Below are 25,891 nucleotides of genomic sequence, written 5' to 3'. Positions count from 1 at the left end.
GGTGGCCTGGGCCGGGCAACGCGCGATCCGCGGCGTTGCCCGCCCAGGAACCTCAGTTCTCTTCCAGCTCCATGTTGATCGCCAGTGAGCGGATCTCCTTGACCAGCACGTTGAACGACTCCGGCATGCCGGCGACCGTCTCGTACTCGCCATCGACGATGTTCTTGTACATCTGGTTGCGTCCCTGCACGTCGTCGGACTTGACCGTCAGCATTTCCTGCAGCGTGTACGCCGCTCCGTAGGCCTCCAGCGCCCAGACTTCCATCTCACCGAAGCGCTGGCCGCCGAACTGCGCCTTGCCGCCCAGCGGCTGCTGGGTGACGAGCGAGTACGGGCCGGTGGAGCGGGCGTGCATCTTGTCGTCAACCAGGTGGTTCAGCTTCAGCATGTGCATGTAGCCAACCGTGATGTCACGATCAAACGCCTCGCCGGTGCGACCGTCATACAGGGTGGTCTGGCCACTCGCCGGCAGGTCCGCCAGCTTGAGCATCGACTTGATCTCCGACTCGGCGGCACCGTCGAACACCGGCGTTGCCATCGGCACGCCGTCGGTGAGGTTGCCCGCCAGGGCCAGCAGCTCATCGTCGCTGAACTGCTTCAGGTCCACGCGCTGGCCATGCAGCTTGGTGTCGTGGTTGTAGATCTCGTCGAGGAACTTGCGCAGCTCGGTGACCTTGGCCTTGGCTTCCAGCATGCGCTGGATCTTCTCGCCCAGTCCCTTCGCCGCCCAGCCCAGGTGGACTTCCAGCACCTGGCCGATGTTCATGCGGCTAGGCACGCCCAGCGGGTTGAGCACGATGTCGACGGTCTCGCCGTTGGCCATGTAAGGCATGTCCTGCACCGGCACCAGGGTCGATACCACACCCTTGTTGCCGTGGCGGCCGGCCATCTTGTCGCCCGGCTGGATGCGGCGCTTGACCGCCAGGAACACCTTGACCATCTTCAGCACGCCCGGAGCAAGGTCGTCGCCCTGGGTGATCTTGGCGCGCTTGTCGGCAAAACGGCGCTCGAATTCCTTCTCGTGCACGTCCAGCTGCTTCTGCGCGCGCTCGATCGCCTCGACCGCCGAGTCGTCCTTCATGCGCAGGCTGAACCAGTCCTTCCGCGACAGGCCGTCCAGCACCAGGCTGGTGACGGTCTCGCCCTTCTTCACGCCGCCGCCGCCATTGGCGACCTTGCCGATCAGCTGGCTGCGCAGGCGGCTGTAGATCGCCGCCTCCAGGATGCGGAACTGGTCGTCGAAGTCTTTCTTGACCCGGCGGACTTCCGACTCCTCGATCTGCCTGGCGCGGGCGTCCTTCTCGATGCCGTCGCGGGTGAAGACCTGCACGTCGATGACGTTGCCGTCCATGCCCGGGGGCACGCGCAGCGAGCTGTCCTTCACGTCGGACGCCTTCTCGCCGAAGATCGCCCGCAGCAGCTTCTCTTCCGGGGTCAGCTGGCTCTCGCCCTTGGGCGTGACCTTGCCGACCAGGATGTCGCCGGCGCGCACTTCGGCGCCGATGTAGACCACGCCGGACTCGTCGAGGCGGTTGAGGGCCTGCTCGGAAACGTTGGGGATGTCGGCGGAAATCTCCTCCGGCCCCAGCTTGGTGTCACGCGCGACACAGGTCAGCTCTTCGATGTGGATCGTGGTGTAGCGATCCTCCTGGACCACCCGCTCGGAAAGCAGGATGGAATCCTCGAAGTTGTAGCCGTGCCACGGCATGAACGCGATCAGCATGTTCTGGCCCAGGGCCAGCTCGCCGATGTCGGTGGAGGGGCCGTCGGCCAGCACGTCGCCGCGCGCGATCACGTCGCCCACGTTGACCAGCGGGGTCTGGTTGATGCAGGTGTTCTGGTTGGAACGGGTGTACTTGATCAGGTTGTAGATATCGACGCCGGCGTCGGTCTCGTTGCTGATCTCGTCCTCGTTGACCTTGACCACGATGCGGGCCGCGTCGATCTGCTCGACGGTGCCGCCGCGCAGTGCGTTCACGGTCACGCCCGAGTCACGCGCCACGGCGCGCTCGATGCCCGTACCCACCAGCGGCTTCTGCGCACGCAACGTCGGTACCGCCTGGCGCTGCATGTTGGCGCCCATCAGCGCGCGGTTGGCGTCATCGTGCTCCAGGAACGGAACCAGCGCGGCGGCGACCGAGACGGTCTGCATCGGCGAGACGTCCATGAAGTCCACCTCGCTCGGCGGCTTCAACATGGACTCGCCCTGGTAGCGGCAGTCCACGAACAGCTCGCTGAGCACGCCCTTGGCGTCCTGCGGCGCGTTGGCCTGGGCGATGACGTACTCGTTCTCCTCGATCGCCGACAGGTACTCGACCTCGTCGGTGACCTTGCCGTCCACGACCTTGCGGTACGGCGTCTCCAGGAAGCCGTACTCGTTGGTTCGGGCAAACACCGCCAGCGAATTGATCAGGCCGATGTTCGGGCCTTCCGGGGTCTCGATGGTGCACACGCGGCCGTAGTGGGTCGGATGCACGTCGCGCACTTCAAAGCCCGCGCGCTCGCGGGTCAGGCCGCCCGGCCCAAGAGCCGACACGCGGCGCTTGTGGGTGACCTCCGAGAGCGGGTTGTTCTGGTCCATGAACTGCGACAGCTGCGAGGAGCCGAAGAACTCCTTGACCGCGGCCGCAACCGGCTTGGCGTTGATCAGGTCCTGCGGGGTCAGGCCATCGGCCTCGGCCATCGACAGGCGCTCCTTGACCGCACGCTCCACCCGGACCAGGCCGACGCGGAAGGTGTTCTCGGCCATCTCGCCGACCGAACGCACGCGGCGGTTGCCCAGGTGGTCGATGTCATCGACGATGCCGCGACCGTTGCGGATCTCGGTCAGCACCTTGAGCACGTCGAGGATGTCGGAGCCCTCGCCCACTTCGGCGGCGATCTTCTTGGACTCCTCGTCCTTGCGCTGGGAGAAGTAGCGCTCGTCGTAGAGCACCGAGGCGCCGGTGACTTCCTTGTGGCCGATGCGGCGGTTGAACTTCATCCGGCCCACAGCCGACAGGTCGTAGCGGTCGAAGGTGAAGAACAGGTTGTGGAACAGGTTCTGCGCGGCATCCTTGGTCGGCGGCTCGCCGGGACGCATCATGCGGTAGATCTCGACCAGCGCTTCCAGCTGGGTCTTGCTCGGGTCGATGCGCAGGGTGTTGGAGATGAACGCGCCGCGATCCAGGTCGTTGGTCCAGATCGTGCCCAGCGCATCGATGCCGGCCTTGCGGAACAGCTCCAGGTGCTCTTCGGTGATCTCGTCGTTGGCCGCGGCGATCAGCTCGCCGGTGCTCTCGTCGATGACGTCATGCGACAGGGTGCGGCCGATCAGGTACTCGTCGGGCACGGCCAGCGCATCGATGCCGGCGGCCTCGAGCTGCTTGACGTGGCGCGCGGTGATGCGGCGCCCGGCTTCCACGATGACCTTGTCACCGTCGGCCAGGTCGAAGTCCAGGGTCTCGCCACGCAGGCGCTCGGGCACCAGCTCCAGGTGCACGCCTTCCTTGGGGTCGACGTGGAAGGTGTTGACCTCGAAGAACTCGGCCAGCATTTCCTCGTTGTTGTAGCCCAGCGCGCGCAGCAGGATGGTCACCGGCAGTTTGCGGCGGCGATCGATACGGGTGAACAGCGCATCCTTGGGGTCGAACTCGAAGTCCAGCCAGGAGCCGCGGTACGGGATGATGCGCGCGCTGTAGAGCAGTTTGCCGGAGCTGTGGGTCTTGCCACGGTCGTGGTCGAAGAACACGCCCGGGCTGCGGTGCAGCTGGGAGACGATGACGCGTTCGGTGCCATTGACGATGAAGGTGCCGTTGTCGGTCATGAGCGGGATCTCGCCCATGTAGACCTCCTGCTCCTTCACGTACTTGATGGCCTTGGTCGAGGACTCGCGGTCGTAGATGACCAGGCGCACGGTGACCCGCAGCGGGGCGCCGTAGCTCATGCCGCGCTGGCGGCACTCGCGCTCGTCGAAGGCCGGCTCACCGAGCTTGTAATCAACGTACTCCAGGGCCGCGTTGCCGCTGTAGCTGGAAATCGGGAACACCGACTTCAGGGCGGCATGCAGTCCGCGCTCCTCGCGCTTGGCGGGTGCGACGTCTTCCTGCAGGAACCGGCGATACGAATCGACCTGGATGGCAAGCAGGAACGGCACCTCGAGGATCGACCGGCTCTTGCCGAAATCCTTGCGGATGCGCTTCTTTTCAGTGAACGAATAATTCGTCGTGGAAGCTGTGGTCATGGTGAGCTACCGCCTCGGTGTTCATCGGGTCGCGCGTCCGCGGCCCGGGGGAAAACGTGATGGGGGAGATGCAGATCGGGGGATGCATCAAGGTGGTGCAAAATTGCCAGTGGGAAGTCGCTGGTATTGCCGGCACCAGCACGCCTTCTCCCGCTACTTCCTGCTGTCAACTCGGTACTGCGTGGTGCAACGTGCTTGTACGTTGATCAGATATCGCTACAACGGCCAAAGGCCGGGAGCTTTCGCCCCCAGCCCCGGCTGGTCGCCTCCAGTATAAACCGGCGACTCAATCAAGGATTACTTGACTTCGACGGACGCACCGGCGGTCTCAAGGTCCTTCTTCAGCTTCTCGGCTTCGTCCTTGGTCACGCCTTCCTTGACATCCTTCGGCGCGCCTTCGACCAGGTCCTTGGCTTCCTTCAGGCCCAGACCGGTGATCGCACGCACGACCTTGATGACCTCGACCTTCTTCTCACCGGCGGCCTTCAGAGTCACGGTGAACTCGGTCTGCTCTTCAGCCGGGGCAGCAGCGGCTGCGGCCGGGCCGGCAGCGGCGACGGGAGCGGCGGCGGAGACGCCGAACTTCTCTTCCATCGACTTCACCAGCTCCATCACTTCCATGAGGGACTTTTCGGCGATCGCTTCGATGATCTGCTCGTTGGACAGGGACATTGTAAAAACCTCGTTTTATCTGGATTGGAAACGACTTGATTGTCGTAAAGCGTTATGCGGAAAACCGTAAACCGAACTGTCTGCCTCAGGCAGCCTTGGTCTGGCCAGCCGCGTTGACAACGCGGGTGACCTGCGACGCGGGCTCGCTGAGCAGGCGCACCAGCATGGTGGCCGGCTGGGACATGACGCTGAGCAGCATCGACAACGCCTCATCACGGGTCGGCAGCGACGCCAGGACATCCACATGGGTGCCCGGGTACAACTGTCCGCCCAATGACACTAGGCGTGGCTTCAGCTTGTCGTTCGCCTTGGCGAACTCCTTCATCAGACGTCCCGCAGCGCCGGGATCTTCCTGCGAGAAGGCGTACAGCAAAGGACCGGTCAGCTCATCGGCGACGATGGCGTAATCGGTGTTCTCCACTGCGCGCGAGACCAGCGTGTTCTTGGCTACCTTCAAGTACACACCGGCTTCGCGGGCCTTCTTGCGCATTTCCGTCAGTTGCCCGACGGTAAGACCGACGTAATCCGCGGCGACCAGCGAGTGCGCCTTGCTGGCGACCTCGGCCAGTTCGGCAACGACTTCCTGTTTCTGGGTCAGATTAAGAGCCATTGCACTCCTCCGTACTTCAACTCCGCCCCGCGCAACATGCACGGGAGCGGTACTCGGTCGGCATCGTTTGGCCCGATGCCGGGAACATCGCAAGCGATGCTCCGGGTGGTGGCCGTTTCCAGGATTCTGGAGGGTCGGCAACCATCTACGCAGGCCTGGTGCCGGCAACAACTCCCGAAGGAGCGATGCTGGTACCTGGATTAAGCATCCGGTGTCCATGGCGGCGACGGTATCCGTGCCAGTGCGAGCCTCCCTGCCCGCCGCAACCATGCGCTGGACGCGCCTGCGGTCTTTGACAGCTATCGCGTCGGCGTGAGCCTGGGCGATGCCCTCAAACGTTCCACACCGGCCGGGGCGCTTGCGCTCCGGCCGGTGCGTGATTCATTACTTCAGGGCCAGCGTTCCCTGGTCCACGGCGACGCCGGGACCCATGGTCGAGCTGACCGAAATCTTCTGCAGGTAGTGGCCCTTGGCGCTGGCCGGCTTGGCCTTGATCAGGTCCACCAGCAGCGCTTCCAGGTTGCCCTTCAGCGAGGCATCGTCGAAGTCGGCCTTGCCGATCGTGCAGTGGATGATGCCGGCCTTGTCGGTGCGGTAACGCACCTGGCCGCCCTTGGCGTTCTTGACCGCCTCGCCCGGGTTCGGGGACACGGTGCCGACCTTCGGGTTCGGCATCAGGCCGCGCGGCCCGAGCAACTGGCCAAGCTTGCCCACCACGCGCATCGCGTCAGGGGTGGCGATCACGACGTCGTAGTTCAGGTCGCCGGCCTGCATCTTCTCGGCCAGATCGTCCATGCCGACCGCTTCCGCGCCGGCAGCCAGGGCCTCATCGGCCTTGGCGCCTGCCGGTGCGAACACCGCAACCCGAACGCTCTTGCCGGTGCCGGCGGGCAGCACGGTCGAACCACGCACCTGCTGGTCGGACTTGCGCGCGTCCACGCCGAGACGCACGGCCACGTCAACGGACTCGACAAACTTCGCCTTGGTGGCGGTCTTGACGATCTTGATGGCGTCGTCGAAGGCGTAGGACTTGCCCGGCTCGACGGCGGCCTTGATTGCTTTCTTGCGCTTGGTCATCGCCATGTCTTAACCCTCCACCGCCAAACCCATGCTGCGGGCCGAACCCGCAATCGTACGCACCGCCGCTTCCAGGTCCGCCGCCGTGAGGTCGGCTTCCTTGGCCTTGACGATCTCTTCCAGCTGGGCGCGCGTCACCTTGCCGACCTTGTCGGTGTTGGGACGGTTGGAACCCAGGCTGACGCCGGCGGCCTTCTTCAGCAGCACCGCGGCAGGCGTGCTCTTGGTGACGAAGGTGAAGGTACGGTCCGAGTACGCGGTGATGATCACCGGCGTGGGCAGGCCCGGCTCCAGCTTGGAGGTCGCGGCATTGAATGCCTTGCAGAACTCCATGATGTTCAGGCCGCGCTGGCCGAGGGCAGGACCCACCGGCGGCGACGGATTCGCCTGGCCGGCCTTGACCTGCAGTTTGATGTAGCCAACTACTTTCTTTGCCATGTCACAACTCCTGCGAGTGCAAGCGCCTGCGCGTCTTGCAACGGCAGGCTCCTCGCGATTGATGCCGGGCGAACCACTCGTCCGGCGGATGGGTTATCGGTCAGGCCTTTTCCACCTGACCGAATTCGAGCTCGACCGGGGTCGACCGACCGAAGATCAGCACCGCCACGCGCAGGCGGCTCTTCTCGTAGTTGATTTCCTCGACCACGCCATTGAAGTCGTTGAACGGGCCATCGACGACGCGGACCATCTGTCCAGCCTCGAACAGCACCTTCGGACGCGGCTTCTCGACGCCTTCCTGGACGCGGTCCAGGATCGCCGCAGCCTCGTGGTCGGCGATTGGCAACGGTCGCGCAGCGGTACCGCCGATGAAACCCATCACCTTCGGGGTTTCCTTGATCAGGTGCCAGCACTCGCTGTCGATGCGCGGGATGCCGCCCTCATCGGTGGTGGCGATCTGCACCAGCACGTAGCCGGGGAAGAACTTGCGCTCGGAGCGGCGCTTCTGGCCGGCGCGCATTTCCACGATTTCTTCCGTGGGAACCAGCACCTCGCCGAAGCGGTCTTCCATCTCTTCGCGGGCGATGCGGTCACGCAACGCCTGCGCGACCGTCTTCTCGTAACCCGAATAGGCGTGGACGACATACCAGCGCTTGTTGGTTCCGCCACTTTCCGCGGTGGGACTGTTGTCTGAACTCTGCACTTGTGTCATCTCCTCAACGTCCAAGCAGCCACTTCACCGCCGCCTGGATGACGACATCGAATCCGGCCAGGATCAGGCTCAGGATCACGACTGCCAAAACCACCACCCAGGTGGTGCGCATTGCTTCCTGGCGCGTGGGCCAGACCACCTTGCGCAACTCGAAGTGGGATTCGGAGAGGAACTCGCGGGTCTGCACACCCTTGTGGCTGACCATGAAGACCGCCGCGCCGAGCACCAGGCCGCCCACCACCAGCAGGGCACGGATGCCGCCCGGCCACTGGTCGAACCAGTAGAAGCCGAATACGCCAGCGGCCACCAGCAGCACCGCGGCCACGTATTTCAGGATGTCGCCCGTGCTTTGTTCAGCCTTGGTGTTCAATCGACCTTCCGCTTGTGGCACGCCAGGAGGGACTCGAACCCCCAACCTGCGGTTTTGGAGACCGCTGCTCTGCCAATTGAGCTACTGGCGTATTGACTGGTTCCGGAAAAGGCAACGGCGGCTGAAGCCGCCTTGCCAATTCTTCCTGTTACGCCAACAGGCCACCCGTTGCAGGGTGGCCCGGGCGCTGGTAATTACTTGATGATCTTGGACACCACGCCGGCGCCGACGGTGCGGCCACCTTCGCGGATCGCAAAACGCAAGCCTTCGTCCATCGCGATCGGGTTGATCAGGGTGACCACCATCTTCACGTTGTCGCCCGGCATCACCATCTCCACGCCCTCGGGCAGCTCGCAGGCGCCGGTGACGTCGGTGGTGCGGAAGTAGAACTGCGGACGGTAGCCCTTGAAGAACGGCGTGTGACGGCCGCCCTCGTCCTTGCTCAGGATGTACACCTCACCTTCGAACTCGGTGTGCGGCTTGATCGAGCCGGGCTTGCACAGCACCTGGCCGCGCTCGACGTCGTCACGCTTGGTGCCGCGCAGCAGCAGACCGGCGTTATCACCCGCCTGACCCTGGTCAAGCAGCTTGCGGAACATCTCAACACCGGTGACGGTGGTCTTGACGGTCGGACGGATGCCGACGATCTCGATCTCCTCGCCCACCTTGATGATGCCGCGCTCGATACGACCGGTGACCACGGTGCCGCGACCGGAGATCGAGAACACGTCCTCGACCGGCATCAGGAACGCCTTGTCCACGTCGCGCTCGGGCTCCGGGATCCAGCTGTCCAGTGCATCGACCAGCTTGATGATGGAGGGCACGCCGATGTCGCTCTGGTCGCCTTCCAGCGCCTTCAGCGCCGAACCGGTGATGATCGGGGTGTCGTCGCCGGGGAAGTCGTACTTGGACAGAAGCTCGCGCACTTCCATCTCCACCAGCTCCAGCAGCTCGGCGTCGTCCACCATGTCCGCCTTGTTCAGGTAGGACACGATGTAGGGCACGCCCACCTGGCGGGCCAGCAGGATGTGCTCGCGGGTCTGCGGCATCGGGCCGTCCGCGGCCGAGCACACCAGGATCGCGCCGTCCATCTGCGCCGCACCGGTGATCATGTTCTTCACGTAGTCGGCGTGCCCGGGGCAGTCGACGTGCGCGTAGTGGCGGTTCGGGGACTCGTACTCGACGTGCGAGGTCGAGATCGTGATGCCGCGCGCCTTCTCTTCGGGGGCACGGTCAATCGCGTCGTACGCGCTGAACTCGCCACCAAAACGCTCCGCGCCAACCTTGGTCAGCGCTGCAGTCAACGTGGTCTTGCCGTGGTCAACGTGACCGATCGTGCCGACGTTCACGTGCGGCTTGGTGCGCTCGAATTTACCCTTGGCCATGATTGTCGCTTCTCGCTGTGGGACGGTGTTCTGGATGGTAGGTGTGGTGCTCACGACTGGAATCGAACCAGTGACCTCCTCCTTACCAAGGAGGTGCTCTACCGACTGAGCTACGTGAGCGAAATTTTCAAACAGACCATTTCAGCAGGTACAAAACGTCGCGGCATCAATGGAGCGGGAGACGGGGATCGAACCCGCACCATCAGCTTGGAAGGCTGAGGTTCTACCATTGAACTACTCCCGCGCCGGACAATCCTGCTTGGGTACTGCGCCGACGGATGGTCAGTCTATCGGTTTGCTGCTTTGCGTCTACCAGCACGCGACGGGCGCGAAGCTGGTGGAGGGAGGTGGATTCGAACCACCGAAGGCGTAAGCCAGCAGATTTACAGTCTGCCCCCGTTGGCCGCTTGGGTATCCCTCCAAAGAGCCCGCAATTCTGGGGGGCTTTTGCGCGCTTGTCAACGACGGGGGAAAGTTATTTGCCCTGGCCGCGGAAAATGCGGCCTCGCGCCGCGGCGGAGTCTACACGTTGAAGCGGAAATGCAACACGTCGCCTTCCTGGACCTTGTACTCCTTGCCCTCCAGGCGCATGCGCCCGGCTTCGCGCGCCCCCGCCTCGCCCTGGTACTTGATGAAGTCGTCGTAGCCGATGGTCTCGGCGCGGATGAAGCCCTTCTCGAAGTCGGTATGGATGACCGCGGCGGCCTGTGGTGCGGTCGCCCCGCCCTTAACGGTCCAGGCGCGTACTTCCTTGACCCCGGCGGTGAAGTAGGTCTGCAGCCCAAGGAGCTTGTAGGCGGCGCGGATGACGCGGTTGAGGCCCGGCTCGTCCAGGCCCATGTCGGCCAGGAATGCGTCGCGGTCTTCATCGTCGAGCTGGCTGAGCTCCTCCTCAATCGCTGCCGAGACCGGGACGACCTCGGCGCCTTCGGCTTCGGCCCGGGCACGCACCGCATCCAGATGCGGATTGTCCTCGAAGCCGTCCTCCAGCACGTTGGCGATGTACAGCACCGGCTTCAGGGTCAGCAGGAACAGGTCGCGCAGCGCCAGGCGGTCGTCCTCGGACAGGTCCAGTGCCCGGGCCGGCTTGCCGGCATCCAGGCCGTCGCGCACGCGGGTGAGCACGTCGACGCGGATCTTCGCGTCCTTGTCGCCGGTCTTGGCGGAGCGCTCGGCGCGCTGCAGCGCCTTCTCGACCGAATCCAGATCGGCCAGGGCCAGCTCGGTATCGATGGTGTCGATGTCCGACAGCGGATCGATGCGGTTGTTGACGTGGATGATGTCGTCGTTCTCGAAGCAGCGCACCACGTGGGTGATCGCGTCAACTTCGCGGATGTGGGCGAGGAACTTGTTGCCCAGGCCCTCGCCACTGGCCGCGCCGGCGACCAGTCCGGCGATGTCGACGAACTCAACCGCGGTGGGCAGGCACTTCTGCGGCTTGACGATCGCCGCCAGAGCGTTCAGGCGCGGGTCGGGCACCGGCACGACGCCGACGTTGGGCTCAATCGTGCAGAAGGGAAAATTGGCGGCGGCGATGCCGGCCTTGGTCAGGGCATTGAAGAGGGTCGACTTGCCTACGTTGGGAAGGCCGACGATGCCGCATTTGATGCCCATGACGCTGTACTCGCTTTCAATATGAGGGGTGGAACCGGTGGTGTGGCAGTGCTGGAAACGAATCAGTCCCGCGGGGTGTGCAGGCGCTTCATCGCCTCGCTGAAATCGCCGGCAACCGCCAGCGGCAGCACGTCGATGGCATCGCCAATGGCGCGCAGGATCATGGCCTCGTCGTCCGCACCGGGACGGCCCAGCACCCACGGGGTGACCTGGTCCTTGTGCCCGGGATGGCCGATGCCGACGCGCAGCCGGTGGAACCGACCGTGGGCGAGCAGGCGCATGGTGTCGCGAAGTCCGTTCTGGCCCCCGTGGCCGCCATCGAACTTCAGGCGGGCGGTACCCGGCGGGAGGTCGAGCTCATCGTGCGCGAGCAATGCCTGCTCGGGCTCGATCTTCCAGAAATTGAGCGCCGCTGTGACCGACTTGCCGGACAGGTTCATGAAGGTCGCCGGCTTGAGCAGCCATACCGGCTGGCCCGCGATCTCGACCTTTGCGGCCTGTCCGAACAGTTTTGATTCCATACTGAAGCGGCCGCCCAGGCTTTCCGCCAGGGCGTCCACAAACCAGAACCCGGCATTGTGCCGGGTCCGGAGGTATTCAGGACCGGGATTCCCCAGTCCAACGATCAGGCGCAAACCGGCCATGGCAGGCGAGCAAGCTGCAAGCCGGGGCTTCCGCGATGGCGGTTGCCCCAGCGAGTTGCAGGCTTACTCGTCGTCCTTCTTCTCGTCCGAATCGACCTTGGTGGCCGGTACATCGGCGGCATCGACGTCGTCTTCGACTTCCGGCTCCGGCTCGATTTCCACGCGACCCTTGCGCGCCACGACCACGGCGGTGTCGTACTCCTCGCCCAGCGCCAGGCTCGGGATCTCGACGCCCTCGGGCAGCGGGATCTGCGAGAGGTGGATGGTGTCGCCCAGCTCCAGCTTGGACAGGTCGACCTCGATGTTCTCGGGCAGATCCTTGGGCAGGCAGCTGACGTCGACGTGGTTCAGCTCCTTCATGATGATCACATCGGCGTTCTTGCCAGCCGGCGAGATGTCCTCGTTGATGAAGTGCAGCTGCACCTGGGTGCGCAGCACTTCCTTCTGGTTCACCCGCATGAAATCCAGATGCATGATGATCTGCTTGAACGGGTGGCGCTGCATGTCACGCAGCAGCACGCTTTCGACCTTTCCGTCGACGTCCAGGTCCAGGATGGTCGAGTAGAACCACTCGTTCTGGCTGGCGACCCAGATCTTTTCCTGATCCAGAACGACGGGCTGCGGAGCGGCGTCGCCGCCGTAGATGATGGCCGGAATCTTGCCCGCGTGACGCAGGCGGCGGCTCGCACCCTTCCCCTCGACACTGCGGCCAGAGGCCTTGATGGTTTGATCGGACATTGCTTGTTTACTCGCTTGTGTTGCAGGTGTGGCCACCTCGCGGCGACCGGGAAAGACTCACCCGCGACCAGGTGAGCCGTAAAAGACGGGGTCGCTCAGTCTACGTAGAGCGAGCTGACCGACTCGCCAAAGGCGATCCGGCGGATCGTCTCGGCCAGCAGCTCGGCGACGCTGAGCTGACGCACCCGGCCGCACTCGCGCGCAGCCTCGGTCAGCGGAATGGTGTCGGTGACCACCAGCTCGTCGAGCTCGGAATTGCGGATGTTGCTGATCGCCGCGCCCGACAGCACCGCGTGGGTGCAGTAGGCAACGACCTTGGTCGCGCCACGCGCCTTCAAGGCTGCAGCGGCGGCGCACAGGGTGCCCGCGGTATCGACGATGTCATCGACCAGCACGCAGGTCTTGCCGTCCACGTCGCCGATGATGTTCATCACGGTGGACACGTTGGCCTTGGGCCGGCGCTTGTCGATGATCGCCAGGTCCGCATCATCCAGCCGCTTGGCGATCGCCCGGGCGCGCACCACGCCGCCCACGTCCGGGCTGACCACGACCATGTTGTCGGTGCCGTGCGCACGCCAGATGTCGGCCAGCAGCAGCGGCGAGGCGTAGACGTTGTCGACCGGCATGTCGAAGAAGCCCTGGATCTGGTCGGCATGCAGGTCGATGGTGAGCACGCGGTCGCAGTCCACCGCGGAGAACATCTTGGCGGCAACCTTGGCGGTGATCGGCACGCGCGAGGAGCGCGGGCGTCGATCCTGGCGGGCGTAGCCGAAGTACGGCACCACGGCGGTGACGCTGCTGACCGAGGCGCGCTTGAGCGCGTCGATCAGGACCAGCAGCTCGACCAGGTTCTCGGCGCTCGGCGCGCAGGTCGGCTGGATCACGAACACGTCCTGCTGGCGCACGTTCTCCTCGATCTCGACCTGGACCTCGCCATCGGAGAACGTGCTCACCAGCGCCTTGCCCGGTCGCACGCCCAGTTCCTTGCACACCGCCCGGGCCAGCACCGGATTGGCGTTGCCGGAAAAGATCAGCAGACTGCGGTCACCTTGGACTTTCATGTTGGACATCGCTCAGGGCGCGGGGCCCACAGGCTTCAAAATTGGCAGGGGCGGTAGGATTCGAACCTACGAATGCCAGGATCAAAACCTGGTGCCTTAGGCCTCTTGGCGACGCCCCTGTGTAACTGGTCCCGTCCTGCCCGCAATACCGTGCAAGGGCGAGTGATCCAGGCCTGCAGCCAACCAGGCATCCAGGCCCGGTGGCAGCGCAGACAGCGCGGATTCGGCGGCTTCGCGGCTGGCGAATTCGACGAAACACCCGCTGCCCGAACCGGTCAGGTGCGGCGTGCCGACCTGCGACAGGGCAGCAAACACGGCATCTACGGCCGGTTCGCGGCCGCGCAATACCGGCTCGAACGCGTTCCCGAGCGGTTTGCCCGAAACGAAGTCCGCTATTGTCGCGGGCTGCGCATCGCGCGTCAATTCGGCTGACTGGAACAGCTCGGCGGTAGCGACGTGCACGCCCGGGTTGACCAGCAGGTACCACGCCGGCGGCAAATCGATTGGCGTCAATTGCTCGCCGATGCCCTCGGCCCACGCATTGCGCCCACGCACGAACACCGGCACGTCGGCTCCCAGACGCAGAGCCAACGCCGCCAGCCGGTCCTCGCCCAGCCGGGTGCCCCACATCGCGTCCAGCGCGACCAGGACCGTGGCCGCATCCGATGATCCGCCGCCAAAACCGCCGCCCACGGGGATGCGTTTGTCGATCGCGATGTCCGCGCCCAACGGGGATCCGGATACCGACTGCAACAACGTGGCTGCGCGCACGGTCAGGTCGTCGGCGTCGGCCAGACCGGCGAGCGGGCTGCCGTGGCGAACCACCCGGGCGTCTCTCCGTACGCGCAGGCGCACGGTATCGCCCCAGTCGAGCAGGCGGAAGACGGTCTGCAGCAGGTGGTAGCCGTCCGCGCGCCGCCCCGGAATGCGCAGGAACAGGTTCAGCTTGGCCGGTGCGGGCCACTCGCTCCAGCGTTCGGCGGCCGCTTCGGGTCCGGATGAGGGAGCAGTCATTGCACCCTGGTCGCGCCGGGCGGGGTTTCTGCGTGCCATTCGTCCACGATCAGCTTGACCCGGGCTTCGCCCCGTATCGCGTCCACCCGGATGGGAAGCGCTGTCTCGCCGTCCACCGCCGCGTCGGGTGCCCAGCGGTATTCTATCGTCCAGCCGTCCTGATCGATCCGCCGTGGCAGTCCGTCGGTGCCGTACTCGATGCGTGCCGGCGCCAGTGCCGGGGCGCGTGCGCCGCGGACCCAGTCGCCCAGTGCCACCACGGGAATGTCCCAGCCAGTAGCGACCAGCAACAGCAGCCGGGCATCCGGACCGGAACGTGGACCGCCCTCAAGCCCTTCCAGGCGGGACGCGTCGGCATCGCCGGACAGCTGCCAACCCTGCCGGGTGACCGGCGCGCTTAGGGTGATCAGGTAACGCGGGCCGTCCTGGCGCCACTCGATGCGGCCGCTGCCGCCCTTGCCTGCATTGGAAACCGCGACGCGCCCGGCCATTGACCAGTCCGGAGTGCGGGCCAGCGCGCTTTCGCGCTGAACCTGGGACGCTTCGGCGGCGGCGACATCGGCCGCTGAAATCGCCGGTCGCAGCGGCGCGCCTGCGCAGCCAACCAGCAGCAGGCCCAGCGCGACGGCGGGTATTGCAACGAAGGACCTCATGGTGCGGTCATTTCCAAGACCCGCTTCAGGGCGCGGTTGTCCGGGTCGATGCGCTTGGCTTCTTGCACGTACTTGCGCGCCTCGTCACGGCGGCCGAGCGTCCACAGCACTTCAGCCAGGTGTGCGGCGATCTCGGCGTCCTTCTGCAACGCGAAGGCCTGGCGGAGCGCAACAAGCGCCTCCTCGTTACGACCCAACCGGTAGAGCACCCAGCCGTAACTGTCGGTAATAGCGGCGTTGTCGGGCTCTGCGGCACGGGCGCGGTTGATCAGCTCCAAGGCTTCCTGGTAGCGGTCGGTTCGATCGGCAAGCGTGTAGCCCAGGGCGTTCAACGCGGCCACCGATTCGGGATCGATGACCAGGATCCGGCGCAGGTCGGCCTCGGCGCGGGGGATGTCATCGCCGCGCTCCCAGCTCAGGGCGCGGGCGTAGAGGATTTCCAGATCGTCGGGAAACGCTGCCAGGCCGCGTGAGAAGGCGTCCTTTTCCGCTGCGGCGTCCTCATCGCGCTCGTGCAGCGAGGCTTCCAGCAGATAGGCATCGCGGCGCGCGGTGTCGCTGGTCGAGGCGTCCGCCTGCATTTCATGCAACTGCGCGAACGCCTCGTCGGCGCGATCCAGCTCGTGCAGCACGTTGGCGCTGCGCAGCATCGCCGGCAAACGCTGTTCTCCGCCGGGAACGCCCTGGTACCAGCCCAGTGCTTCGTCGTAGCGCTTCAGGAACTCCGCCACCTGGCCCAGCAGCAGCCGCCGGCGCGGATCGGGCACCTGCCCGCTCGCGCGCAACTCCTCATACAGGGCCAGCAGGGAGGCATTGTCCTTGGCCCGGGCCAACAGCGAGGCGCGCAGTCCGTAGGTCTGGTCGTCCTGCTCACCGCGCGCCAGGGTGGCCTCGGCCGCAGCGAGGTCGCCCAGCGTGTCGTACTCGTAGGCGATCGCCAGGCGCAGCTCGTCGTCGTCGCTTGCGCGCTCGGCAATCGTGGCCAGTACCTCACGCGCTTCGTCCACGCGACGGGCTTCGCGCAACTGGCTCACCCTCAGCAGGGCGACCCGCGGCTCACCGGGAAAACGCTTCAGCACCTCGGCGACGATCCGTTCGGCGAGTTCCGGCTGCTCAAGGCGCTGGGCCAGTCCGCCAAACGCCAGCCAGGCCTGCAGCTTCGGCGGGATGCTGCCACCGCGCACCAGCGCTTCCAGCACGCGCGCCGACTGCGCCGGATCGCGTGCGCCGGCGATCATCACCCCCAGGACCTGTCGCCATCCCTCGTCATCGGGCATGCCGAGCAAGCGGATGAGAAAACGCTGCGCCTTGCGCTCCTCGCCGCGGCGCAAGGCAAGGCTGGCCTCCGCGCCGAGGAAGTTGACGCTCGTGCCGCCCTGGCTGCGCCACAGCTCCAACAGGCGCGCTGCGCTCTCATCATCGCGCGACAGGAGCGCAATCCGCGTCGCCCGTTCGGTCAACGCCTCGTCGTCGGCGGCCAGCGCAGCCTGCAGGTACCAGCGCGATGCCTCTTCCAGCCGCCCGGACTGCAAGGCGAACTCGGCGGCCATCAAGGGCTCGAGCGTCTCGATCACGGGATCGGCCGCGGGCGCTTTCGCCGCTGGCGCGGCGCTGGCCGGCGATACGCTTGCCAGCAGAAGCAAGACGGCGGACATGAATAGGCGCAGCGGTGCTTGCATCAAGATGAATCCATGGGAATCGGGAGGCCGGTAGAATATGGGCCTTCAGCAGCCCGCAGCTTATCGCAAGCGCCTGAACCAGCAGTCCAATCCGCAAGAGTCCGGTGACCAGTCCAACCTCCAACCTGTTCGTGCTCGGGATAAACCACCAGACCGCGCCGGTGAGCCTGCGCGAGCGCGTGGCGTTTTCCAGCGAGACGATTCCGGCCGCCCTGGATTCGCTGCGCGCGCTGGGCGGGGTGCGCGAAGCCGCGCTGCTGTCGACCTGCAACCGCACCGAGATCTACACCGTCGTGGACGATGGCGGGCACGCGGTGGCGAACTGGCTGGCGCGTCATCCGGCCGGGATGGACGATCTGCAGGCCTACCTCTACCGGCACGCCGACGCCGGCGCGGTCCGCCACCTTTTCCGGGTCGCGACCGGACTGGATTCGCTGGTGCTGGGCGAGCCGCAGATCCTTGGCCAGGTCAAGGACGCCTGGGCCACCGCGCGCGCGGTCGGCAGCCTGGGCAGCCAGCTCGACAGCCTGTTCCAGCACACCTTCACCACCGCCAAGCGCGCCCGCACCGACACCCGCATCGGGGCCAATCCGGTCTCGGTCGCCTCGGCGGCGGTGCGGCTGGCGCAGGAGTCCTTCGCCCGGATCGAGGACTCCACCGTGCTGCTGATCGGCGCCGGCGACACGGTCGAGCTGGCCGCGCGGCATCTGGTCCAGGCACGCGTCAAGCGCCTGCTGGTTGCCAATCGCACCCTCGCCCACGCGCAGGAACTGGCCAGCCGGCATGGCGGGGTCGCGGTGCCGCTGGACGAGATCGACCGCCATCTCGGTGAGGCCGACATTGTGCTGTCGGCCACCGCCGCCCGGGGCGCCGTGCTGCGTCGCGACCAGGTGGCCACCGCGCTGTCCCAGCGGCGCCATCGGCCGATGCTGTTGCTGGACCTCGCGGTGCCGCGCGACATCGACCCGGAGGTCGCCACCCTGCGCGACGTGTACCTGTACACGGTGGACGATCTGGAGCGCTCGATCGAGGACAACCGCCGCAGCCGCCAGGAGGCCGCGGCAGAGGCCGAGGCGATCGTGGAGGTCCAGGTGGCGCGCTTCATGGAAACTCTGTTGGCCCGCAGCCGTACCGCGCCGCTGAAGCAGCTGCGCGCGCATGGCGATGCGGCCAAACTGGATGCGCTGGCCAAGGCCCGCCAGCAACTGGCCAACGGCGAGGATCCCGACGCCGTACTCGAATTCCTCGCCCACACCCTGACCAACCGGCTGCTGCATGCGCCGACGATTGCGCTGCGCGAGGCGGCGATCACCGGCAATGCCGAACTGGCGCGGGCGGCCGACAAACTCTTTCCCGCCGCCGGCAGCCCGATCCTGATGCCGGCCGCGGAGCCTGAAGCGGCCGAGCGGAAGGCGATACGCGAGCGCCGCAAGTAGCTGACGGCATGCTTGCACGGACCGCCGGTCGCCCACCGTACGGACCCATCGGCGCAGGCCCCGTTGCCGCCCGCCCGCTTCTCCTCCCCGCTTCGCCCCTTTTCCCAACCCACCCGCCTGGACCCGAGAACGACCGATGACCCCCAGCCTGCGCCGCAAGCTCGAAGCCCTCGCCGAACGCCGGGAAGAACTGGAGCGCCTGCTCGCCGACCCGGACGTCATCGGCGACAACCAGCGCTTCCGCCAGCTGTCGCGCGAGTTCTCGCAGCTGGGGCCGGTGGCGACCGCGCTGGCCGACGAGGCCGCTGCCCAGGCCGACCTGGAGACAGCGCTGGCGATGCGCGGTGACCCGGAGCTGGCCGAGCTGGCCGAGGAGGAAATCACCGCGGCCAGCGAGCGCCTGCGCCAGCTGGACATCGAACTGCTCGCCCACCTGGTCCCGCGCGATCCACGCGACGAGGGCGACCTGTACCTGGAGGTCCGCGCCGGCACCGGCGGCGACGAGGCGGCGATCTTCGCCGGCGACCTGTTCCGCATGTATTCGCGCTACGCCGAGCGCCAGGGCTGGCGGGTCGAGGTGGAGTCGGCCAACGAAGGCGAGCACGGCGGCTACAAGGAGCTGATCGCGCGCGTCGAGGGGCGCGGCGCGTACTCCAAACTGAAGTTCGAGTCCGGCACTCACCGTGTGCAGCGCGTGCCGGAGACCGAATCCCAGGGCCGCGTGCACACTTCGGCGGCTACCGTCGCCATCATCGCGGTGGAGACGGAAGGCGAGCCGATCGAGATCAACCCAGCCGACCTGCGCGTGGACACCTTCCGTTCCTCCGGCGCCGGGGGCCAGCACGTCAACAAGACGGATTCGGCCATCCGCATCACCCACCTGCCCAGCGGCATCGTGGTGGAGAGCCAGACCGAGCGCAGCCAGCACGCCAACCGCGACACGGCGATGAAGCGCCTGCGCGCGACCCTGGCCGAGGAGCAGGCGAACAAGGCGGCGGCGGCCATCGCCGAGGACCGCAAGCTGCAGGTCGGCAGCGGCGATCGCAGCCAGCGCATCCGCACCTACAACTACTCGCAGGGGCGCATCACCGACCACCGGGTCGAAGGCCTGACCCTGTACGACCTGCCCAACGTGCTCACCGGTGATCTGGACGCGCTCGTCGAGCGGCTGCAGCAGGAACACCAGGCCGATGAGCTCGCGCGCCTGACCAAGGGCAGCTGACGGCCGTGCGGCCGGTCGACCCGCGCAGTGAAGCCCGCCTGGCGGTGACGCGTGAGCCGGGCAGCCCGCTGGCCTGGATCCTGCTGGCCGAGGCCGAACTGGACGCCGGCGATGCGGCTGCCGGCGAGGCGGCCAGCCGGAGCGCGCTGGCGCTGCTGCCCGGGCATCCCGAGGCGCTCGCCCGCCTCGGCCGGGCGCAGTGGATGCAGGGCCGGCATCAGGATGCCGCCGAAAGCCTGGGCACCGCCGCCGACCGCGCGCCCGGCCATCCCGGCATCGCCGTCTGGCTGGCCCACGTGCTGGAAGACATCGGCCAGCCTGAGCAGGCGGCCGACCAGTACGCGCGGGCGCACCGGCTCGCGCCGCAGGAGCCGCAACTGGCCGCCTACCTGCTGGCGTGGCGGCGCAAGCTGTGCGACTGGCGCGACCTGGACGCCCTGTCATCGCAGGTGCGCGAGGCGGTCCGCCGCGGCCAGGCGGCCGTGGAGCCGTTCGCATTCCTCAGCGAGGACAGCACCGCGGCGGAGCAGCTTGCCTGCGCCCGGCTGCGCGCCGCCGGTATTGCGCGCGCCGTCCGACCGCTGCCGCCACCGGCGCCGCGCGCTGAAGATGGCGAACGGCCGCTGCGGGTGGGCTTCCTGTCCAATGGGTACGGCTCCCATCCGACCGGTTTGCTGACCGTGGCGCTGTTCGAGGCGCTGGTTTCGCAGCGGTCCATGGACGTGCACCTGTTTGCGTTGAACGCGGACGACGGCAGTCCGATCCGGCGGCGCCTGCAGGCGGCGACCGGGCTGCACGACGTCGCCGGCCGGAGCCACGCGATGGTGGCCGCGGCAATCCGCGCTGCGGGCATCGATGTGCTGTTCGACCTGCGCGGCTGGGGCGGCGGCGGGCGGCCGGAAGTGCTGGCGATGCGCCCGGCGCCGCTGCAGGTCAACTGGCTCGCCTATCCGGGAACGTCCGGCGCACCGTGGATCGACGTCGTCCTCGCCGATCGCTTTGTCCTGCCGCCCTCGCTGGCGCAAGGGTTCAGCGAACGGGTGCACTACCTGCCGCGCTGTTTCCAGCCCTCCGATACCAGCCGGGTGCTGGCGGCGCCGCCGGAGCGAGCGGAATGCGGGCTGCCGGAACCCGGAAAGGGCGTCGTGTTGTGCTGCTTCAACAACAGCTACAAACTGAATCCAGCGAGCATGCAGCGCGCGTTGGCGGTGCTGGCCGGCGTGCCCGGCAGCGTGCTGTGGCTGCTGTCCGGCCCGGGTCGCGCTGATGACCGGCTGCGCGACGCCGCCGCGGCGGCGGGCGTGGAGCCGTCACGCCTGGTGTTTATGCCCAAACAGCCACACGATCGCTACCTGGCGCGGCTCCAGCACGCCGATCTGTTCCTGGACACCAACCCCTACAACGCCCACACCACCGCCTCGGACGCGCTGTGGGCCGGTTGCCCGGTGCTGACCCGGCCCGGCCAGACCTTCGCCGCCCGCGTCGCCGGCAGCCTCAATCACCATCTGGGGATGCCGCGGATGAATGTCGCCAGCGATGAGGAATTCATCCAGCGCGCGATCGAGCTGGGCCGCGATCCGGCTTTGCTGCAGGCGTTGCGCAGCGAGTTGGCGCAGCGACGCGGCACGGCCGGCCTGTTCGATATGGACGGGTTCGCGGACGACTTCGTTGCTGCCGTGCTGGCAATGGCGGAGCAGCACGGCGCGGGTTAGGGAGTCCGCTCAGCCAGCCCCGGCACCATCGGGAGCGGTCCCGGCGGAACCGGCACTTGACGCCGCAATCATCTCCTCGATTTCCGCGGCGGTAACCGGGCCCATCATCTTGCGTTCGACCCGCCCGTCGGGCGCGATCAGCCAGGTCATCGGCAGCCCGCGCGGTTCGTCGAAATCCGCCGGCGGATTGGCGGTGTCGAGGATCGCGATCGGGTAGGTCACCGGGTGCTTGAGCAGGAAGGCTTTCATCTCGGCCGGCTGGATGGCCTCGTAGGCCAGACCGACCACCTCGATGTCCTCGCGCATCGCCGCCAGGGCCGACAGCTCCGGCATCTCCTTCAGGCACGGGTTGCACCAGGTCGCCCAGAAGTTCACCAGAACCCAATTGCCGCGGTGCGCGGCGAGGTCGTATTCGCTTCCGTCCAGAGTGCTGACCACCAGCGTTGGACGCAGGGCTTTGCCCGACTCTCCCGGAGCACCCGAATCTGCAAGGTCGGGCGATATCGCCGGGGCGGCGGTCGGATCGGCTTGTCCGGCACCGGCTACCGGCGCCGCGCCCGCACGATCCGCCTCCGCATCGCGATCGGCAGGCTGGCAGCCCAGCAAAAGTACGGCCAGCACCGCGGCGGCAGCAGCGATACGCATCAGGAACTCTCCTCGGGTTGGATGCTGGAAACGCGGCGCTTCAGGAGCTCGCGCAGCGGCAGGCGCAGCTCGTCCAGCGCGGCCACGGCGGAGTGGCCGAGCGGGTCGTCGCTGCACGGTATGCGTGCCTCGGCGATGGGAATGCGCAGCTGGCAGGCCTCGTAGAGCTCGCCCAGGGAAAGCGCGTCCAGATCCCGCGACAGCAGCCACTGGCCGTCCTCGGCGCGGTGGACGACGTTGATCTCGCGCAGTTGCTCGAGCATTTCCTGGGCCAGGGCGTCGGTCATGATCGGCTCCATGGTGAGGATGTCGTCGATGTGCAGGCCGCGGCCGTGCTCGCGCGCCTCGTTGAACCGTCCCAACAGGCGCAGGAGCCCGTACATCTCGTAGCCCTCGGGCAGGCGCATGGCCACCGGCTGGTAGCGGAAGGCCGCCATCGAGGACGCCAGGGAGGCACCCATCAGCACTGCCACCCAGCTGAGGAAGATCCACATCATGAAGATCGGCACGAAGGCCAGCGTCCCGTAGATGCGCGAGTAACTGGTGAAGGTGCCGAGGTACACGCCTAGCCCCCAGCGGACCAGCTCGAACGCGCAGGTCGCCAGCAGGCCGCCAGCCAGTGCGTGACGCCACTGCACCGTGCGGTGCGGCACAACGCGGTAGATCGCCGCGAACGCCAGCAGCTCCAGCGACATCGGCGCAAACCGCAGCATCATGCTTTGCAGCACATGCCCCGCGCTGGTTTCGAACACGGCAAGGGCAAAGATCCGCGCCGACATCGCCAGGCTCGCGGCGGCCAGGATCGCGCCCAGTGTCAACACGGTCCAATAAACCAGGAACCGGCTGAACTGCGGTCGCGCGGCCTTGACCCGCCAGATCCGGTTGAACGCGGTTTCCACGCCGTTGAGGGTGATCAGCAGCGACACCACCAGGACCACGATGCCGGCGCTGGTCAACTGCCCGGAGTTGCCGGAGAACTGCAGCAGGTACTCCTCCACCGAGCGCGCCGCGGAGGGCACGAAGTTGGAGAACACGTAGTCGCTCAGGCGCTCGGTCCAATCGGCGAATACCGGAAACGCCGACAGTACACCGAACACCACCATCGACAACGGCACCAGGGCGAACACGGTCGTGTATGACAGCGCGCCGGCGGCCTGGAAGAGGTTGTCGTCGAGCACGCGCCGGCCGAGGAAACGCAGGAACGCGCGCACCCTCGCCCGGTCCCGTATGCGTTCACCCCATTGGTTGATCGAGTCCAGTGGCTCCATCGTGTGGAGGTTAACCCACGCGGGCCGGATCTCGGTGGCAGCAGCCGCGTCGGCCGCATCCTCTATCCTTGGCGGCTTCCACTTCGGGGATCCGACAACACGATGGCCGACATCCTGGTGCTGTACTACAGCCGCAACAGCGCAGTGGCGCAGCTCGCCCGCCAGATCGCCCGTGGCATCGGCGAGGTGGACGGCATGAACGCGCGCCTGCGCTGCGTGCCGCCCGTGGCCGCGGTTACCACTACCGCTGCGCCGCCGGTGCCCGACGACGGTGCGCCCTACGTGGAGGCGCGCGACCTGGAAGAGTGCGCCGGTCTCGTGGTTGGCAGCCCGACCCGGTTCGGCAACATGGCCGCGCCGATGAAGCACTGGTTCGATAGGCTGGGCGCGCAGTGGGCCAGCGGCTTGCTGGTGGGCAAGCCGGCGGCGGTTTTCACCTCCTCATCGACGATGCACGGCGGCCAGGAGTCGACCCTGCTGACGATGATGGTGCCGCTGCTGCACCACGGCTGCGTGATCGTCGGCATCCCGTTCACCGAGCCGCGCCTGAGCACGACGCGCACCGGCGGCACGCCGTATGGCGCCAGTCACGTGGGCGGCGCGGAGGATGACCCGCGACCGAGTGAGGACGAGGCGCATCTCGCCCGCGCGCTGGGCCGGCGCATGGCGATGTTCGCCAGGAAGCTGGCGTGAGCGAGCCGGCCGCGCGGACGCCCACGGACTGGACGCTGGCCGCCGCCCTGATCGCGCTGGGCGCCCTGTTCTGCGTGTGGTTCTGGCCGGCAGCCGATTGGCCGACCCGCGACGTCGTGGCGCTGCTGGTATTCGTCGCCCCGCCGCTGCTGCTGGGCGTGGCAAAACTTGCTGGCGCACGCACGGCCGGCTACTGGGGTTCGGTGCTGGCGCTGGCGTGGTTCAGCCACGGGATCATGGTTGCCTGGACCCGGCCGCCTGAGCTGGGCTACGCGCTGCTGGAAACCGCGCTGGCGCTGGTGATCATCTTTGCCGCCAACCTGCCCGGGCTGAGGGGTCGCTTCGGCGGCCGCAAGCGCGGCTGAGCGACGGGACCCGCGGTGGATGCGGGTCCCGGCCCAGGCGTTTCAGTCAGTCGTTTTCCAGCAATGGTTTGCGCGGCAGCGGTTCGTCGCGCGTCGCCGCGTGCCAGGCAAACGACGCCACGATCGCGGCAGCCTGCTTCAGGTCCTCGGGCTGGATGTGGTCCCAGGTGTCCAGGTGGCTGTGGTGGACGTTGCTGAAGTAGTCCAGCCGGTCCTGGATGAACTGGAAGCCGGGCAGCCCCACGGCGTCGAACGCGATGTGGTCGGTGCTGCCGGTATTGCGCGTGGACACGGTGGTCGCGCCGACATCATGGAACGGGGCCAGCCAGGCCTCGAAGATCGGCACCGCGGCGAGGTTCTCCTGCGCGTAAATGCCGCGGAAGCGGCCCGAGCCGTTGTCCATGTTGAAGTAGGCGGAGAAGCGCCCGTAGTCGCGCTTCTTCTGCAGCGGACCGGTCGGGTCACGCAGCGAGCCCGGCAGGGCCTTCTGCTCGGGGTCGGTAGGCTCCGGATAGGACGCCAGATGACGCTCGACATAGGCGCGTGAGCCGATCAGCCCCTGCTCCTCGCCGCTCCACAGGCCGATGCGGATGGTGCGGTCCGGTTGGGCGCCCACGGCCTTGAGGATGCGCATCGCCTCCATCATCACCGCCACGCCGGCGGCGTTGTCGGCCGCGCCGGTACCGGTGTGCCAGGAGTCCATGTGCGCGCCGAGCATGACGATCTCACCCGCCTTGCGGCCACGGCCGGGAATCTCGGCGATGGTGTTGTGGCCGGGCTGGTCGGTCTCGTCGGTAAAGCGTGCGGCGACGTTGATCCGCAGCTTGACCGGGCGGTCTGCCTCGACCGCGCGCACCAGCGGGTTGTAGTGCTCGGCCACCATCGCCAGCTCGGGCACGCCGACCGACTCGTCCGCCTTGCGCGAACCACCGCCGCCGACGCGGATGATGCCGTTGTCCCAGCCGCTGATGCTCAGCGTGGCCAGCACCCCTTCAGCGACGAAAAACTCGTTGGTCGCCTTGGTCAGCGCCACCCGCTCGGTGTATTTCCTGACCCGCTCGGCGCGGCTGTCTTCCTTGTCCCGGCCCTTGTCCCTGGGGATCTCGAACGCCTGCAGCTCGCCCAGGCCCGCATCGTCGTGGCGGTGGAACGTCGGCTTCTCGCCGGGCTTGTACTCGCGCGCCTCGCTCAGCAGCAGGATCTTGCCTTTCAGCTTGCCCTTGTACTTCTCCAGGTCTTCGGTCTTCTTGATGGTGACGAGCATCACCTCGCCTTCGACCGGACCGTTGGTGCCCGGCGTCCATGCCTTGGGCAGGGCGTGCAGGGGCGCGACGCGCGGGCTGAGCATCTGCACGCTGGCGTCGCTGAACTCCCAGCCGCGGCCGAAATCGTCGAACGCTTCGTCGTGGACGTTGGCCAGGCCCCAGTCGGTGAGCTGGCTGCGGGTCCAGGCATTCGCCTCCGCCATCTGCGGGGAGTTGGTCAGGCGCGGCCCGATCGACTCGGTCAGGTGGCTGAAGGTCGCCATCACCTGCGAGCGATGGAACGCCTCCTGACGGATCTTGCCGACCATGTCCAGGTCGACCGGCTCCTGGGCAATGGCGACACCGCTCATCCCCAGGCACAGCACCAACAAGCAACGCTTGATCACTTCATCCCCT

23 protein-coding genes and 5 tRNA genes are annotated in these 25,891 nt (G+C 66.8%); 5 read left to right on the top strand and 23 right to left on the bottom strand.

Annotation, left to right across the window (positions count from 1 at the left end):
• Positions 1-52: 52 nt before the first annotated feature.
• The 20 genes from rpoB to INQ43_RS02695 all read right to left on the bottom strand — a co-directional run bounded on the left by rpoB (position 53) and on the right by INQ43_RS02695 (position 16,889).
• Positions 53-4,222: a DNA-directed RNA polymerase subunit beta gene (rpoB, locus tag INQ43_RS02790; protein WP_194037048.1), complete on the bottom strand. Its 4,170-nt coding sequence runs from the start codon at positions 4,220-4,222 to the stop codon at positions 53-55.
• Between the two features lie 297 nt (positions 4,223-4,519).
• Positions 4,520-4,894, bottom strand: a complete 375-nt coding sequence (rplL, locus tag INQ43_RS02785) for a 50S ribosomal protein L7/L12 (RefSeq protein ID WP_043959533.1) — start codon at positions 4,892-4,894, stop codon at positions 4,520-4,522.
• A gap of 85 nt (positions 4,895-4,979) precedes the next feature.
• On the bottom strand, positions 4,980-5,504 hold the full coding sequence (gene rplJ, locus INQ43_RS02780; protein WP_043959532.1) for a 50S ribosomal protein L10: 525 nt from the start codon (positions 5,502-5,504) through the stop codon (positions 4,980-4,982).
• Between the two features lie 384 nt (positions 5,505-5,888).
• Complete coding sequence (gene rplA, locus INQ43_RS02775; protein WP_043959531.1) at positions 5,889-6,587, bottom strand: 50S ribosomal protein L1; 699 nt, start codon at positions 6,585-6,587, stop codon at positions 5,889-5,891.
• A gap of 3 nt (positions 6,588-6,590) precedes the next feature.
• Positions 6,591-7,019, bottom strand: a complete 429-nt coding sequence (gene rplK / locus INQ43_RS02770) for a 50S ribosomal protein L11 (RefSeq protein WP_194035013.1) — start codon at positions 7,017-7,019, stop codon at positions 6,591-6,593.
• A 100-nt stretch (positions 7,020-7,119) separates the two neighbouring features.
• The gene (gene nusG / locus INQ43_RS02765) at positions 7,120-7,722 is read right to left on the bottom strand and encodes a transcription termination/antitermination protein NusG (protein WP_228062600.1); all 603 of its coding nucleotides are present in this window, start codon (positions 7,720-7,722) and stop codon (positions 7,120-7,122) included.
• 13 nt (positions 7,723-7,735) lie between these two features.
• Positions 7,736-8,101: a preprotein translocase subunit SecE gene (secE, locus tag INQ43_RS02760; RefSeq protein WP_043959584.1), complete on the bottom strand. Its 366-nt coding sequence runs from the start codon at positions 8,099-8,101 to the stop codon at positions 7,736-7,738.
• A gap of 15 nt (positions 8,102-8,116) precedes the next feature.
• Positions 8,117-8,192, bottom strand: a tRNA-Trp gene (locus INQ43_RS02755).
• Between the two features lie 103 nt (positions 8,193-8,295).
• Positions 8,296-9,540 carry an elongation factor Tu gene (gene tuf, locus INQ43_RS02750; RefSeq protein ID WP_160291557.1) on the bottom strand — a complete coding sequence of 415 codons (1,245 nt, stop codon included), beginning with the start codon at positions 9,538-9,540 and terminating at the stop codon, positions 8,296-8,298.
• Positions 9,531-9,606, bottom strand: a tRNA-Thr gene (locus INQ43_RS02745). Before INQ43_RS02745 ends, tuf begins: the two co-directional genes overlap by 10 nt.
• 50 nt (positions 9,607-9,656) lie before the next feature.
• A tRNA-Gly gene (locus INQ43_RS02740) sits at positions 9,657-9,730 on the bottom strand.
• A 91-nt stretch (positions 9,731-9,821) separates the two neighbouring features.
• Positions 9,822-9,907, bottom strand: a tRNA-Tyr gene (locus INQ43_RS02735).
• Positions 9,908-10,008: 101 nt separating this feature from the next.
• A complete protein-coding gene (gene ychF / locus INQ43_RS02730; protein ID WP_194035012.1) occupies positions 10,009-11,100 on the bottom strand; it encodes a redox-regulated ATPase YchF in 1,092 nt (363 codons plus the stop codon).
• A gap of 62 nt (positions 11,101-11,162) precedes the next feature.
• Positions 11,163-11,744 carry an aminoacyl-tRNA hydrolase gene (pth, locus tag INQ43_RS02725; RefSeq protein ID WP_194037047.1) on the bottom strand — a complete coding sequence of 194 codons (582 nt, stop codon included), beginning with the start codon at positions 11,742-11,744 and terminating at the stop codon, positions 11,163-11,165.
• A 63-nt stretch (positions 11,745-11,807) separates the two neighbouring features.
• The gene (locus INQ43_RS02720) at positions 11,808-12,482 is read right to left on the bottom strand and encodes a 50S ribosomal protein L25/general stress protein Ctc (RefSeq protein ID WP_194035010.1); all 675 of its coding nucleotides are present in this window, start codon (positions 12,480-12,482) and stop codon (positions 11,808-11,810) included.
• A 95-nt stretch (positions 12,483-12,577) separates the two neighbouring features.
• Entirely contained in the window at positions 12,578-13,543 is a 966-nt protein-coding gene (locus INQ43_RS02715; protein WP_043959583.1) for a ribose-phosphate diphosphokinase, read from the bottom strand.
• A 42-nt stretch (positions 13,544-13,585) separates the two neighbouring features.
• A tRNA-Gln gene (locus INQ43_RS02710) sits at positions 13,586-13,662 on the bottom strand.
• A complete protein-coding gene (gene ispE, locus INQ43_RS02705) occupies positions 13,640-14,557 on the bottom strand; it encodes a 4-(cytidine 5'-diphospho)-2-C-methyl-D-erythritol kinase (protein WP_194037046.1) in 918 nt (305 codons plus the stop codon). The genes INQ43_RS02710 and ispE overlap by 23 nt, the downstream gene beginning before the upstream one ends.
• Positions 14,554-15,210, bottom strand: coding sequence for a lipoprotein insertase outer membrane protein LolB (lolB, locus tag INQ43_RS02700; protein ID WP_194037045.1), 657 nt, complete (start codon positions 15,208-15,210; stop codon positions 14,554-14,556). Before lolB ends, ispE begins: the two co-directional genes overlap by 4 nt.
• The gene (locus tag INQ43_RS02695) at positions 15,207-16,889 is read right to left on the bottom strand and encodes a tetratricopeptide repeat protein (protein WP_194037044.1); all 1,683 of its coding nucleotides are present in this window, start codon (positions 16,887-16,889) and stop codon (positions 15,207-15,209) included. The genes lolB and INQ43_RS02695 overlap by 4 nt, the downstream gene beginning before the upstream one ends.
• 125 nt (positions 16,890-17,014) lie before the next feature.
• On the opposite strand from INQ43_RS02695, the gene hemA reads away from it, so the two are divergent.
• The 3 genes from hemA (at position 17,015) to INQ43_RS02680 (ending at position 21,259) form a co-directional block, all read left to right on the top strand.
• Positions 17,015-18,325, top strand: coding sequence for a glutamyl-tRNA reductase (hemA, locus tag INQ43_RS02690; protein ID WP_194037540.1), 1,311 nt, complete (start codon positions 17,015-17,017; stop codon positions 18,323-18,325).
• Positions 18,326-18,461: 136 nt separating this feature from the next.
• Positions 18,462-19,547, top strand: coding sequence for a peptide chain release factor 1 (prfA, locus tag INQ43_RS02685; protein ID WP_194037043.1), 1,086 nt, complete (start codon positions 18,462-18,464; stop codon positions 19,545-19,547).
• Positions 19,548-19,552: 5 nt separating this feature from the next.
• The gene (locus tag INQ43_RS02680; protein WP_194037042.1) at positions 19,553-21,259 is read left to right on the top strand and encodes a tetratricopeptide repeat protein; all 1,707 of its coding nucleotides are present in this window, start codon (positions 19,553-19,555) and stop codon (positions 21,257-21,259) included.
• 9 nt (positions 21,260-21,268) lie between these two features.
• On the opposite strand, the gene INQ43_RS02675 is transcribed toward INQ43_RS02680, so the two are convergent.
• Positions 21,269-21,904, bottom strand: coding sequence for a TlpA disulfide reductase family protein (locus tag INQ43_RS02675; protein WP_194037041.1), 636 nt, complete (start codon positions 21,902-21,904; stop codon positions 21,269-21,271).
• Entirely contained in the window at positions 21,904-23,172 is a 1,269-nt protein-coding gene (locus tag INQ43_RS02670; protein WP_194035003.1) for a YihY family inner membrane protein, read from the bottom strand. Before INQ43_RS02670 ends, INQ43_RS02675 begins: the two co-directional genes overlap by 1 nt.
• Before the next feature lie 102 nt (positions 23,173-23,274).
• On the opposite strand from INQ43_RS02670, the gene wrbA reads away from it, so the two are divergent.
• On the top strand, positions 23,275-23,865 hold the full coding sequence (gene wrbA, locus INQ43_RS02665) for an NAD(P)H:quinone oxidoreductase (protein ID WP_194037040.1): 591 nt from the start codon (positions 23,275-23,277) through the stop codon (positions 23,863-23,865).
• Positions 23,862-24,230: a DUF2069 domain-containing protein gene (locus tag INQ43_RS02660; RefSeq protein WP_228062599.1), complete on the top strand. Its 369-nt coding sequence runs from the start codon at positions 23,862-23,864 to the stop codon at positions 24,228-24,230. The genes wrbA and INQ43_RS02660 overlap by 4 nt, the downstream gene beginning before the upstream one ends.
• 46 nt (positions 24,231-24,276) lie before the next feature.
• Here INQ43_RS02660 and INQ43_RS02655 read toward each other — a convergent pair whose 3' ends face one another.
• Entirely contained in the window at positions 24,277-25,881 is a 1,605-nt protein-coding gene (locus tag INQ43_RS02655) for a M20/M25/M40 family metallo-hydrolase (RefSeq protein ID WP_194037039.1), read from the bottom strand.
• Positions 25,882-25,891: the final 10 nt, after the last annotated feature.

The organism is Lysobacter sp. H23M47 (assembly GCF_015209765.1).
Lineage (GTDB): Bacteria > Pseudomonadota > Gammaproteobacteria > Xanthomonadales > Xanthomonadaceae > Novilysobacter > Novilysobacter avium.
Note: the sequence above shows the minus strand (reverse complement) of the source record. Positions and strands in the feature narration are given on the sequence as shown.